Consider the following 13,010-nt stretch of genomic DNA (forward strand, 5'->3'; position numbering starts at 1 on the left):
ATTTAATTTGGAAACGATTGTCCATTTTTAAGTTTCTAGGCCGAAGACGAATTAACTGTAAATTTGTGTTTAAGCCATTAAACATCAATTCATTAATTGAATAGGTTCTGCTTAAGGTTCTTAAAAATGCCACACTTGGATTTTGTCATTTCCGCTTAAAAAAATCTTTTTTGTAGGATTCATCTCAGAAAAAAATAAAGCTTCTCTATGCTAATAATAAAAAATTTTTTAGAACTACTCGAAAATATCTCTATGGAACAGGACACTAGCCTATCGAGGTATGCGTTGTTTTTATTTACTTTGCACCACCTTATCGCCCAAGGATCAGGTATTCAACTAGTAATTTAATTTTAAACCAAATCTATCAAAAGATGAAGCAATCCTTGTTCTCTCTTTCATTGAGAAAAACCATGTTCGTGGCGCTGATCGCCATGATGGCCATGGGTGCTTGTAAAAGTAAGAAAAAGGCCGCTGCTCCAGCGCCCGCGCCAGCACCAAAAGAAGAAGTTGTTCAACAGGCTCCTCCACCTCCTCCAGCACGTTCAGCTGAGGAAATCGCAGCAGAACGTCTTGAAAATTATTTCAATTCTGTGACGAATGCAGGAAGCGTAAATTCAGCCAACCAGACAATTCAAGAAGCTTTGGCCATGTTCTCTAATCAAGAGACTCCGGTTTTAATCGTGATTCATGAGGAAAATGGAATTAAGGATTATGATGAACCTACTACCATCAAAAAGTACTTGGAATACCTCAAAGACACGAAGAAAAACATGAACTATATCTCCGACATCCGAATGGATGCCAGCGGTAAGGTTTCTGAATTGGAGCTTAGAAGAAAATAATCCAAACCTGAAAAACTGAATAAAATGAAAAATAAAGTAATTCTTTTCTTGGGGCTTTTCCTTTCCGCTTCCTTGGCGGTAATGGCTCAGGACAACATCAGCCCTGCTCGTAAGCAGGCCATCGACTCTCTTGCTTTGGAAAAAGTAAAAGACCTTTCCAAATACATCGCCATCATCGGTAGCAAAGAGACACAATTCTCCGAAGCTAACCGCGTTATGGATAGAGCTGAAGAGCTATTCGCTCCAGGTGCTGAAATGGGAGTATCTTCCATCAACACCCAAGAAATCGCTTACTACAAAGTGAGAAGATACTTCGAGCGATTGATGGCTCTCAACTATGACCGGGTAAATATCACTTGGTATGACATTCAGTACATCTCCGACCTCGAAAGACAACCTGACGGTCGATATGTAGGGGTCATCACCATTTACCAGAGATTTGAAGGTACTTCTATCGAAACTGGGATGAACTATAAGGACACCACCAAAAAGGACATCACCATCTACGTAGAGAAAAAGCAGACTCAAATCGCTGGACGTACCATCGAATTCTGGGACGTGATGCTCGGTGACGTAAGAGTGACTGAAACCTCCGCATGAGAAAAAGCTTATTGATTTTTGCGTTTTTTATCGCAATCATCTCTGTTGTCTCGGGGCAAGGCATTGGCAGCCCCGGGACAATCAAAGATGATGGAAGATTCGCCGCTTCCACCAAACAACTCAATCAATTCTTTAGAAGATTCAACGGCGAAGAATCTGTCGATGGAAATACCCGTTTTTATCCAGGCGATTCCCTTTTCCAAAATACCAACCTGAGAAAAGGGTTCCTTACCATACTTTTTGACAATCAAACCTCCTCGATTTCCCCGGATCTCAAAAACCAGTTTATCCAAAACGTACTCTCACCCATGTATCCCCAATACCTGGTGTTTCATAGGCCGGGATGGTACGCAGAAGTGGATACTGAGTTTTTCTACAAAGGAAAAAGGGAAAGAGTAACCTTTATCATGAAAATTCAGCCGGAAGGCTTAGGCTACGAGTGGGTTATTGATCAGGTTATTTTCGAACCGTTCAAAAACCTGTTCAATAAACCCGTTGGATCAAGCAAGGATTTCCTCCATCCGCTTAGCCATGAACTCGGATTTATGAACCTCAGAAGAGCCTTTCAGGATTCCAATGCCCCCGAATCATTTACTGCGAGTACCTACAAGCCGGATTATTTGGCAATCTTCTTGTATGAAATGAAGCAAAACAACCTCCGCTTTGAAACGGTAAGTGGCGTCAAGTTTCACTTCTTTCAAATCGGGGGTTGGTATTTCGAAGTAAACCAATTTAACAGACCCGGCTTTAACACCGGTTGGTTGATTTCAAACCTTGTCCGATTAGGGCCGGGTGACAAAGAGACCCTTCTTAAGTATATCTATGATCAGAACTAAGCGAATTACGCTTTTGTGCCTGTTTTTTTTTCTCTCCATTGCTTCTCAGGCACAGACGATAAAAGGTTATTCCAAAGACCAAATCAATGACCTGTCCTCCAAAGTAGAGGATCAGGTGAGGTTTTTGGAATACCTGCTCAATACCGTGGGTAGTAAGGAAACTCCCGCCAGAGACAAAGATGTGATCATCCGAGAAAGCTACCTGAAGATATTCCGGGATGCTAAAGTTCAGGTGGAAGATGACCTTTTGCTTGATCGAAAAGTGGTCACCAACAAAGATGTTACCGCCTACCTGAAAGACATCGAGTTTTTCTACAAAACCGTCGAGTTCAAATTTAAAATCCGGGAAGTAAAACCCAGCCAAAAGGATAATGGAGAGGTGTTTTTCCTTGCCTCCTTGGATAGGACCATCACCGCAGTGGGGATCAATGGGGAAAAAATCTCCAACACCAAACCCCGATTCATCGAGGTCAACCTGAATGATAAATCCCAAGAGCTCAAAATAGTCAGCATATACACCACCAAAGTCAGCAGAGATGAGGAACTCAAAGCGTGGTGGAATTCCCTCGATTACGGCTGGAAATCCTATTTCAAAACCCGTTTTCAATTGGCGGAAACCGACTCGGTAGGGCTCGATCAATGGTATCGATTTGTCAGCGTGGATTCCCTCAATATCTCCGGAAATAGAAAGATTACCACACTCTCACCCCTCTCGGAATTGCGGGATCTTAAATATGTGGATATCAGCAATACCACGATCACAGATCTTGGACCTATTTCCAACGTGACCCTCCTGGAAAGTCTCAGCATTGCCAATACGCCTACCTCCAACATCCAGTTTATCAAATACTCGGACAGGTTGAAATACCTGGATATTTCCAATACCCGAATTGAGAATATCAGCGAGCTGCTCAACCTGAAAAGCCTGATTGCAGTCAAAGCGGAAAAGACTCCTATCGAAAGTTTTGCAGTCCTCAATGAATTCAAAAACCTGGTCGAGTTGGATCTGACCGAAAGCGGATTCAATAACATGGAAAATATTAAGGACCTGGCTAAACTGGAGAAACTCGACCTCAGTCAAAATTACATCCTTAATTTCTCTGTACTATCCGGACTTACTGCCTTGAAAAGCCTGGACCTCTCCGGAACCAATTTTCAGGATTTGACTCCTATTGCCGGAATGAGCCAGTTGGAACTCTTGGATATCACGGGCACTCAGGTCTCAGACTTGGGACCTTTGGAAAACTTGACCCTACTGAAGAAGATTTCTGCAGATCAAACCAAACTGACCCCATCGGATGCAAATAATTTCGTGAGAAGACATCCTGAAATTCTCCTGATCCATCATGTCAAAGATTTGGAATCTTGGTGGCAAGGCTTGCCTTTGGCATGGAAAGAAGCCTTGAAAAAAGCCAACCCCGCCATCAGGAACGATAATCCTGGCATAGAGGTCCTGACACAAACCGTGACGGTGAATTCTCTCAACCTTGATGATGCTGGAGTAGAGTCACTCAACCCGGTGGTAAGATTTGTCAATCTCGCCTCGCTCAGCTTTTCCGGTAATCCTCTGGTGGCAGACCTGCTACCTCTTAGTGAAGTAAAAACCATCAAGCAGATCCAAGGGAAAAATTCAGGAGTGAAAGATCTTTCCATCTTGAAAGAAAACGATCTCCTCGAAAGGGTGGATTTGGAAGGTAGCCCCATCCAAAGTATCAAGGACCTCGTCACACTCCCCAAATTGACCTACCTCAATGTGAATTCCTCCGAAATTCCGGTGGAAGAAGTGCCTGAATTTCTTATCCAAAGGCCTGAAGTGACGATTATTTTCCGTACTGCTCAACTTGGTGAATGGTGGAGCTCTTTGGATCCTTCTTGGACAGAAATTTTCAGAAGACAATTTAACCTGCCTGAATCCCCTTCTACGGATCAGCTGCACCAGCTTACCGGTAGAGCTGAACTTTCATTCGAGAGGGTAGGAGTGAGCGATCTAAGTCCATTGACCACCTTTATCAACCTCCGCAAGCTGTCCGTATTTGATGCCCCGGTATCTTCCATCGCACCGGTCAGCAATCTGACCAAGTTGACACACCTGAGATTGTCCCAGATTCCATCGGTCGATTTTCTGTCCGTATCAGGCTTAACAGAATTGGTCGAACTGGACCTGTCCAATACAGGGATTGAGGATTTGCTTCCAATCGGTAACCTCAGAAATCTGAAAAAATTGAATCTTTCTGGGACCAACCTGAAAGCATTGAAAGGTTTGGAATCCCTCAAAGATTTGGAAGAGTTGGATGTGGCAAGTACCAACCTGCGTTCCCTAAAGCCTATCGAAGGCCTTATTTACCTCAAAAAACTTACCTGCTTCAATACCCGATTGACGAGTAGGGCAGTAGATTCTTTCAAGGCCTCTCATCCCGACTGCGAAGTGAGATTTTATTGATGGGGGCTGACCCTTTAAAAAGAGGAAAGGAAGGTGTTGGCCTTCCTTTCTTTTTTATAGTCAAAAGGGTAGAAAAGTGATGAGAAAAATCCCTTCGTATTTTTTAATGAAAAGTGATGAGAAAAGTTGCTTAATCACCCTGACCAAAATTACCATGGTGGACCTTTCAAAAAAATACCCACAACTGGGTATTTTTTGTTTAAAAAGAAAGAAAGTTTTCCACAATTTTGGATTTAACAGAGTTGAAATTTGATTCTTTTAATTTTTTATAAATAAAATTTATTAAAATCATTCGTAAAAAATTTCTTTTTTCTCCTCCTCCTCAATCCCAAGGGTTAGAAAAGTGTCGGTGGTATGAGGACGAGTTCCTATTTTAGGGACATGGCGAATTTGCTCTCCCTGATTTCGGTTCTTGCCTGCATGCTGTTGATCGTGCTGGGATTCAATCGGGGATTTGATATTTCGGATGAGGGGTTATATGTTTTGCTGACAGTTCCCTCCCAGGCCAATGAATCCGGGATTATCAATTATGACCTTTTCTTCAAGCTTTTCTTCCAACTCACCGGATATTCATTTTCCATTGTCGAACTTAGACTGATGCGCTTGGCGAGTTATTTTCTGGCTGCATGGGCATTGACTCAGTTTTTGAAAAACCAAATCCAAGGCTCTTATTCCAAGCCACAAGTCTTTCTTCTGTCTGTCCTTGGATTATTTTCAGGGTATGCTTTCTTGCCTCCGACTCTTTCTTACAATTCCCTTACAGTGGTCCTGGGGTCTTTTTGGATGTATTCAGCGTTCTCATCTTTTACCATTTTGCGAAAAACGCTTTTACTGGGACTTATCTTAGGGGTTTTAATGTATGTCAAATTCACCGTGGCGCTTATCTTATTTCCGGTCAGTGCACTTTTGCTCCTTGACCAAAGGAGGAGAAATTTAGCTTCAGTACTGCTCTTGATAGTACCTTTCCTTTTGATGGAAATCCTGTTTTGGATGTTTTTGGGAGAATTTGCTTTCGAAAGACTCCTCCGTGCCATTCCTCTTCATTCTGCCCGCCCGGATTATGACTTGACCAACATTCTGAAAAGCCCATCTCTCGGGCTTGGATTGCTTGCTATCGGAATGATTCCTGCAGCTTTGCTGGCAAAAGTTCGCAATCAGCCCCCTGCAATTTTTTATGCGGTACTGGTTTTTGGATTAGCAACGATCATTTGGCTTACCCTATTTACACACATCACCGACGAATGGAACCATGTGGTCATGATTAGCACTGCTTGTTTGCTGGCGTATTCAGTGACAGAGTCCTGGTCTTACAGGTCTATTTCTAGACAAGACGTCTTGCTTTTTGTCTTTCCTTTTATTCTCCATTTTGGAAGTAATGTCTATTGGTTGAGAATAGGGATTCATTATTGGGTTTTTTGGCTGATTCTGATTTTTATTCGGACTGATCTATTTTCCAAAAGAGCCATTTACCTTGTGCCCTTCCTCACAGTTCTTTTGGTGTTTAATGGGATTTGGTGGCACCCTTTTGGTCAGGATCAGGCACTTTGGTCACCAAAGAGGTCTTTGAATCTTAGCAACCAAGCCCCTTTGCTTCTTGATCCGGACTTGGTTGAGCTGGTTTCAGAGATCAGAAATTTTGCGATTGAAAAAAACATAACAGAGGTATCTACAGCCTACCGGATTCCGGGGTTGGCCTACCTTTCGGGTCTTTCGGTTCCTCATACTCCTATGGTGTGGGACAGGTATCAACTGGAAAACCAACCACCTCCGCCACCCCAAGTGCTGATATGTCAACCCCTGCAACCCCTTCCTGATGGTTGGCAATTTTCCCACTCCAAAAAGCTGGGCACGGTCCAAGAAAATCCGATTTTCTTATTATGGAACTGAAATCAACATCCCGATTTTTCTTCATTTGGGCTGTTTTGGGAGCGCTTGCAATGGCGCTTATCTCTCTTTTGCCCTGGAGATTCCAGGTAAATGATGACGAAGTGATGATGTGGCTGGTATCCGGTGCATATACCGGGACTCCTGAATCCTTCGCAGTTTTTTTGCACCCCTTGCTGAGTTGGACTTTTTCAAAATTCTATCTTTTGTTTCCTTCCATTCCTTGGTACCCTTTGATGTGGTTTGGATTGCTCTATGCCGGTTTTTTGGCTTTTGTCAGGCTGGTTGAAAAAAGGGCGAATCTGGCCAATACCCGATGGATTTGGGCCCTTTTTGCATTTTCTTTCTTCTGCCATTTTCTTTTTTTTCTTCAGTTTACCCTCGTTTCTGCTTTCGCAATTACCTCAGGCCTTGCCTGGAGACTAAGCAGAGACAATGGCAGAAACGAACTTTTTTCTCTTTTCCCGGAAGATTTCCTGATTTTCCTGGGATTTTTGGTGCGCCCGGAAGTGTTGATTTTGTTTCTGCTGGGAGGAGCAATCGTGTTCGGAGGAGTCTTCAAAAAGATCCTATATGTTAAGAAACTCCTGATACCCGCCATCCTTTGGGGTATAGGTGGTTTGATCTCCTGGATGTGGATTCAGGCTATGGGACTTGGGGAGTTTCAAAATCTCAATGAGCTTCGCTCTCAGGTTTTTGACCATCCAGCCTTGCAACTCCACAAGGAAGATTTGAGGGAATCAAACCCTGACTTGTATTTTTTTTCAAATGGTTTGATCGATTTTCAAAAGGCCCCCGAGTTAGCAGAAAAGCTGCTCCCATGGAAAGAGCAGCTCGACCAAAAAAGGATCCAGCTCTTGAGTCCCCAATCGGTCTGGATTGCGCTCACCACATTCATTTTGCATGAACATTTTGTGATCGGGCTGATGCTCCTCTTCCTGGCTTTTGGCCTCTTCCTGGATTGGAAACAGATCGGTCTCCTAATACTGCTTCTCGGAGTACTGGTGATAGCTGCTTCTCCCTTTTTTCTGATCAAAGTTCAAATCTACGCGATCCTGTACCTCTTCTTTTTTATGGGTGTTTTTTTGATTCCAGGTTCCAAAAATCTATCACCTCTGATTGCCAAAGGATTCTTCTCCGTTTTGATCTTTTTTCTCCTCTTTCATTTCTATTCCTTTATTCGCAGTAAGGACAATAAGATTTCCGCCGACCAACTGTCAATCGAACTCAATCAATTCGGGCAGGGGAGCCAAGTTTACCTGATCGGAAAGGGGGAATACTACCGGGACTTGCTTTTCGATCATCCCCTGAGATTTAAAATATTGGGCTGGCCTACACTCCTTGAACAGCATCTTGACAAGGAAATGCCTTTAAAAAATCTCTATTTCGTAGATTCGGCCACCTATTTTAACAATTTGAAATACTTCGACAAGTACCAAAAGATGGACTCTGAATCCTCCATGGTTTTACTTTTACAAAAGTGATGAATCGCCTGATTAAGTTTTGGAGTGAATGCAAATACGACGGGTTTATGTTGGGCCTGTATTTTTTCACCTTGGCGTACATGATTAAATTCTACGATGTTCAGTCGTTTGATATCAAAGTTCACAACTTCCTCCTGCTGGATTACCTCAAAGAGGGGTATTTCCCTTCCCCTCCAGGATACTATGGGGCCATCTTCCTTCTGGATAAGTTGATTTGGTACAAGTATCCACTGGTGTTGAGTGCATTGCTCATCCTGACGGCTTCTTTTTGGTGGAAATACCACCTTAGTTTTACCTGGATCCAGGAAAGTCTTCAGCTGAAGAAAAATCTCACGTTCTTCCTTACCCTTTCGCTTCTTTTTCTCAGCCCAATATTTATTCCTTCCATCGACGGATCGTATTGGTACTTGGGAAAGTTTACACCCACGATCTGGCATAACTCCACCCTGATCGCCGTTTTTCCATTTTGTATTCTTTTGGTAAGGGAAACTCTTGACTGGCTGGAAAATCCACAAAGAAAGAAGCTGATCAACCTTTTGGCTCTAAGCGTTTTGATCATGCTGATCAAGCCAAGTTTTCTATTTTGCTATATTCCTGCTTTTCCCATCTATGCTTGGCTGCAAAACCCCCGAGAAAAGAAGAGATTATTCACTTCTTTGGGTCTTTCCGGGATAGTATTATTCCTTCTTTTTCTGGAGAAAAAATGGATTTTTGATCTCGACCCCATGATCGCCAAAATGTACTCCCCCGAAGAGCGTTCGGATGTAGTCATCAATCCTTTCAGGGTGCACCTGCATTTTTCCAAAGAGCCTTTTTTTGATTTCCTAACCAGCTTTCCCACTACTTCGGTGTTTTTGGCTTTCTGGGGAAAAAAGGCTTTTCGATCCCGTTTTTTTGGCTTTTCGTTTCTTTTGCTCGGATTTGCATTGGCTGTCTATTTGATTTTGGCAGAAACAGGATTCCGTGAGCTTCATGGTAATTTTTATTGGCAGATTCCTGTTGCTCTTTTTCTGCATTACCTGAGTATGCTCATCTTTGTTGGGGAAGATTTTATGGAAAGTGGCAGAAAGATGAAGCTTGGGTTTGTCCTTTTTTGTCTGATGTACCTGGTTCAGTTTTCTTTTGGAATAGCCTATTGGCATAGACTCTTTTTCGGGCACGCGCTCAACTGACCGTCTTTTTCCACCAACCAAATGTCCGGGCTTGCCATTTCGATTTCATAGTAGGGTAAGATATACCGAATGGGTTCTCCTTCATGATTGGAAAGCGGAAGTTGCCAAAGTGCATATCCGTCCAGGATTGCCGGGTCAAGATGCACCAAAACTGGAGCTTTCAAGTCCACCAATTCCCTTTCCACAGCTTGGGGAATATCCCGGGCGCCCGGTTGAGTCCGGTAGGACATCAATTGACTTAAAAAAGGAAGAATCAACAAAAAAGAACTGAAATTCAGTGCCAGGAGGGGAAGGGCCTTGTAGTTAATACAGTGAATCAGTCCAAGATTTAGAAAAATCACCCATGGGGTGTACATCCTTAGATCTACCCAATCGTAATTTTTATAAAAAACAAGGTTGAATACCAGAAGTATCAAGAGCCCCGCTACACCAAAGCGAATCAATGGCTCTTTTTTCAAGTAAAAAAAAGCCACAATCAAACTCAGGATTAACCAGATTTTTTGAAAGGTATAAAACCACCCTTCCGTGTAGTTGAGGAGGAAATAGAGGTTCCTTTTGGTATTGAAAAGCAAATCCGCAATTGCCCTTTCCCATTGACCCTGGGCAATCCAATTGCCGGCTTCTGAGAAGGCATTGGGAACCTGCTCATGGAAAAGGTACTGCATGCCAAAAGCCAATACCAACCCGGCCAAAAGCACTAACCCTGCTTGAATTTCCTTTTTCGGGACCGGTAGGACGATCAAGCCCAAATACGCGAAAAACCAGGTACTCCTGAAAAAGCCCAATACTAGAATAAATGCGAGGAGTATCCCGTAATTCCGCATGGATTTGTTATCCAAATAGGCTTTAAGCAAGACGTAAAGCATCATGCCACCGGAAATATGGATCAACTCGGGCATGAAGGTCATGGAATAAAACAAGGTCACCGGGCATCCCAAGACCAGAAGGATTTGTAGGAGCTTGGTGCTCAGCTCACTTTTTACCCTGATATATAAACATAGAAGAGCTGATCCCAACAAAAAGAGATGGATCAAAGGGATCGTCAATAAATGCCAGCCGATAAGCTTGGATATTCCCCCCTGGAGTAAAGGATAAGCTGGACCATGGGCATCAACCCCTAAAAGTCGGGCTCCTCTTCCCGTGTATGAAAATGCAGCTTCCAAACTGGAATGGCGATAAAAGTTCTCCGCATTCTTCACGTAGAAATTTTCATCTCCATAGTAGGGAGTATTGTTCGGTCCATACCAGACTTGGAAATAAAGAAAAATCAAAACCACAACAGACAGTGTTGCCCCGATCAAAAAATGGGTAAGGTTCGAAATCGTCTTTTCGGTCAAGAGTGTGGACAATAAGTTTCTGATACTTAAATATTGACAATCCTGCCGCATTCTCCAAAATCAAACCCTTGTTCATCATTCTTCTCCAACCCCAATATCCTTCTTAAGTAAAGGCATAAAAGATAAACTTGACAACCTACCCCCGGTAACCAACATCGACCATACGGACAACTGGACAACCCGACAACCTGACAACCCAACAACTAATCTCCTACATCCAAAATTCAGAACGCCAAACGCTCATCCCTGTCCTTGATTTGGAAAAATCCCCGAAGCATTTAAATTTGTTTGACTGAGTAATTTTTTTACTCATACAGCTAGCCCTCACCTTGGGAGTGACCGGGCGAAGCTCTGGGAAATCATCCATGACCAATGACCAAATATCCTTGAAAAATGTACTGAGCACCTTGGAGACGGGAGTCTACAAGTTCGAAGTATTGATCATTGAAAACTTGTACGGACACTTCCACTTAGCTCTGTGACTGGAGTAGAGGCGTCAGTAAATAAAACCTTGACAACCTACCTCCGGTAGGCAGGCGCGAAGCTGACAACCAGACAACCAGACAACTGGACAACCGGACAACCGGATAACCTCGACAACATTCAATAATAAGTAGAAGCGTAGGCGTTTTTCCCTTGAAAATAGCCACCTCTATCCATTACCAGCATTTCTTTCCTTGCTCGACTCTCTAGTCACTTCCAAAACCCGCATCAAACTTCTTCTGAAGTTTTTCTCCCACACCAATTCGGGATATCTCCGCTCTTTGGCCAAAGAGTTTGAGGAATCCACAAATTCAGTCCGGGTGGAACTCAATCGCCTGACGGAGGCGGGATTGCTATTGGCCGAGGATGAAGGGAAAACAAAAGTGTATAAGGCGAACAAGCAGCACCCTTTTTTCACCGAAATCAAAAACATGGTTTCCAAATTCTTGGGTTTGGATGAGCTCATGGAGAAGATCGTCAAGCGATTGGGAGAGGTGGAACGCGCCTATATCGTTGGAGATTATGCCATGGGAATAGACTCAGGCACTGTCGAAATGATTATCATCGGAAAAAACCTGGATACCAAGTACCTCCAGTTTATCAAAGACAAAACCTACGAAAAAGTCAATCGAAAAGTGAAAGTTGAACTTCTGGAACAAGACCCCGGCAACCTCAACGGCCTCCTGATCTATGGTGCCTAATCTCTTAAACTCATAATCTCCCAAGCCTCCATACTTCCAAACCTCCAAACTTCCTTACTTCCAAACCTCCCTACTCCCAAACCTCTCATTCCTTGTCCTCCTCAGATAAACTCCATTACAAAGTCATCGAACCCTCTTCCGGCTGGAAAATGGTCGATTTTCAAGAACTCTGGAGATACAAAGACCTACTGTATTTCCTGACACTTCGAGGCATCAAAGCCCGCTATGCCCAATCCATTTTGGGCGTGTCCTGGGCCATTATCCAACCTCTTTTTACCACCTTAGTCTTTACCTTGGTCTTTGGGGGATTGGCCAAAGTGGACTCCGACGGGATGCCCTATGTCCTGTTTTCCTACCTGGCACTTTGGCCATGGAATTATTTCTCGGGGACACTCACCGAATCAGCCAATTCCCTGATTCAAAATGCCAATATGATCACCAAGGTTTACTTCCCGAGAATGGTACTTCCCCTTTCGGCCATCCTTTCCAAAATGCTGGATTTTACCATTGCCTTTGTGGTGGTCTTGGGGATGCTCATTTACTTTAAGCAAATTCCGGGTTGGGGAGTACTGTTTACTCCTTTGCTCATCATTCAACTTCTGATGTGCAGCTTAGGCATAGGAATGTTTCTCTCTGCCTTGGCTGTCAAGTACCGGGACGTCAAGCATGCCCTCACCTTTATTGTCCAGCTTTTGCTTTATGCCGCTCCGGTAGTTTACAGTACTTCCGCCGTGCCTGAGAAATATCTGGGTTGGTACATCCTCAATCCTATGGTCGGAGTGATTGAAGGTTTTCGGGCAGCATTCCTCGACCGCCCCATGCCTTGGGAATGGATTTGGCCAGGAACCATCGTTTCCCTTGTTTTCTTCATTTTCGGCATGTTTTATTTCCGACGAATGGAACGAATATTTGCTGATGTCGCGTAATTGGCCCATGAGTCGGTCCCGATCTCACATGGAATTATGCAATCAATCGGGACGTAGGATGGAAAGAATCTTTGCAGATGTCGCTTAGCCTACCCATCCGAAGATCCCGATCAACAATTGGATTTTTCAATCAATCGGGACGACGAATGGAACGAATATTTGCTGATGTCGCGTAAAGCCTGCGGCTGTTGTCCAGTTTTCCGCTAAAGCTGTTGTCAGGTTGTCCGCTACGCCGTTACCCGCCTTCTGCTGAATTCTAACCCCGACAACGGGACAACTGGACAACCCGACTTCGCGAAGCCGAC

10 protein-coding genes are annotated in these 13,010 nt (G+C 43.6%); 9 read left to right on the forward strand and 1 reads right to left on the reverse strand.

Going from position 1 to position 13,010, the window contains the following annotated elements:
• Window positions 1–371: 371 nt before the first annotated feature.
• The 7 genes from DDT91_RS11735 (at window position 372) to DDT91_RS11765 (ending at window position 9,258) form a co-directional block, all read left to right on the forward strand.
• The gene (locus tag DDT91_RS11735; protein WP_187176377.1) at window positions 372–842 is read left to right on the forward strand and encodes a nucleoid-structuring protein H-NS; all 471 of its coding nucleotides are present in this window, start codon (window positions 372–374) and stop codon (window positions 840–842) included.
• A gap of 24 nt (window positions 843–866) precedes the next feature.
• Window positions 867–1,442, forward strand: coding sequence for a hypothetical protein (locus DDT91_RS11740; protein ID WP_187176378.1), 576 nt, complete (start codon window positions 867–869; stop codon window positions 1,440–1,442).
• On the forward strand, window positions 1,439–2,278 hold the full coding sequence (locus DDT91_RS11745; protein ID WP_187176379.1) for a hypothetical protein: 840 nt from the start codon (window positions 1,439–1,441) through the stop codon (window positions 2,276–2,278). Before DDT91_RS11740 ends, DDT91_RS11745 begins: the two co-directional genes overlap by 4 nt.
• Window positions 2,265–4,718 carry a leucine-rich repeat domain-containing protein gene (locus tag DDT91_RS11750; RefSeq protein WP_187176380.1) on the forward strand — a complete coding sequence of 818 codons (2,454 nt, stop codon included), beginning with the start codon at window positions 2,265–2,267 and terminating at the stop codon, window positions 4,716–4,718. Before DDT91_RS11745 ends, DDT91_RS11750 begins: the two co-directional genes overlap by 14 nt.
• Before the next feature lie 354 nt (window positions 4,719–5,072).
• The gene (locus DDT91_RS11755; protein WP_187176381.1) at window positions 5,073–6,605 is read left to right on the forward strand and encodes a hypothetical protein; all 1,533 of its coding nucleotides are present in this window, start codon (window positions 5,073–5,075) and stop codon (window positions 6,603–6,605) included.
• The gene (locus DDT91_RS11760) at window positions 6,596–8,086 is read left to right on the forward strand and encodes a hypothetical protein (RefSeq protein ID WP_187176382.1); all 1,491 of its coding nucleotides are present in this window, start codon (window positions 6,596–6,598) and stop codon (window positions 8,084–8,086) included. Before DDT91_RS11755 ends, DDT91_RS11760 begins: the two co-directional genes overlap by 10 nt.
• Entirely contained in the window at window positions 8,086–9,258 is a 1,173-nt protein-coding gene (locus DDT91_RS11765) for a hypothetical protein (RefSeq protein WP_187176383.1), read from the forward strand. Before DDT91_RS11760 ends, DDT91_RS11765 begins: the two co-directional genes overlap by 1 nt.
• Here the strand turns inward: DDT91_RS11765 and DDT91_RS11770 are convergent.
• Window positions 9,219–10,607, reverse strand: a complete 1,389-nt coding sequence (locus DDT91_RS11770) for a hypothetical protein (protein ID WP_187176384.1) — start codon at window positions 10,605–10,607, stop codon at window positions 9,219–9,221. The genes DDT91_RS11765 and DDT91_RS11770 overlap by 40 nt on opposite strands.
• A gap of 665 nt (window positions 10,608–11,272) precedes the next feature.
• On the opposite strand from DDT91_RS11770, the gene DDT91_RS11775 reads away from it, so the two are divergent.
• Together DDT91_RS11775 and DDT91_RS11780 are read left to right on the forward strand one after the other, a co-directional pair.
• Entirely contained in the window at window positions 11,273–11,779 is a 507-nt protein-coding gene (locus DDT91_RS11775) for an ArsR family transcriptional regulator (protein ID WP_187176385.1), read from the forward strand.
• Window positions 11,780–11,928: 149 nt separating this feature from the next.
• Window positions 11,929–12,705, forward strand: a complete 777-nt coding sequence (locus DDT91_RS11780; RefSeq protein ID WP_187176390.1) for an ABC transporter permease — start codon at window positions 11,929–11,931, stop codon at window positions 12,703–12,705.
• Window positions 12,706–13,010: the final 305 nt, after the last annotated feature.

It is taken from the genome of Algoriphagus sp. AK58 (assembly GCF_014324365.1).
Taxonomy (GTDB): Bacteria; Bacteroidota; Bacteroidia; order Cytophagales; family Cyclobacteriaceae; genus Algoriphagus.

Bases quoted from the DNA above. Each gene is read 5' to 3' on its own strand.
- DDT91_RS11740 (WP_187176378.1), top strand. From the start codon at position 867: ATGAAAAATAAAGTAATTCTTTTCTTGGGGCTTTTCCTTTCCGCTTCC.
- DDT91_RS11780 (WP_187176390.1), top strand. From the start codon at position 11,929: ATGGTCGATTTTCAAGAACTCTGGAGATACAAAGACCTACTGTATTTC.
- DDT91_RS11745 (WP_187176379.1), top strand. From the start codon at position 1,439: ATGAGAAAAAGCTTATTGATTTTTGCGTTTTTTATCGCAATCATCTCT.
- DDT91_RS11760 (WP_187176382.1), top strand. From the start codon at position 6,596: ATGGAACTGAAATCAACATCCCGATTTTTCTTCATTTGGGCTGTTTTG.
- DDT91_RS11755 (WP_187176381.1), top strand. From the start codon at position 5,073: ATGAGGACGAGTTCCTATTTTAGGGACATGGCGAATTTGCTCTCCCTG.
- DDT91_RS11750 (WP_187176380.1), top strand. From the start codon at position 2,265: ATGATCAGAACTAAGCGAATTACGCTTTTGTGCCTGTTTTTTTTTCTC.
- DDT91_RS11735 (WP_187176377.1), top strand. From the start codon at position 372: ATGAAGCAATCCTTGTTCTCTCTTTCATTGAGAAAAACCATGTTCGTG.
- DDT91_RS11765 (WP_187176383.1), top strand. From the start codon at position 8,086: ATGAATCGCCTGATTAAGTTTTGGAGTGAATGCAAATACGACGGGTTT.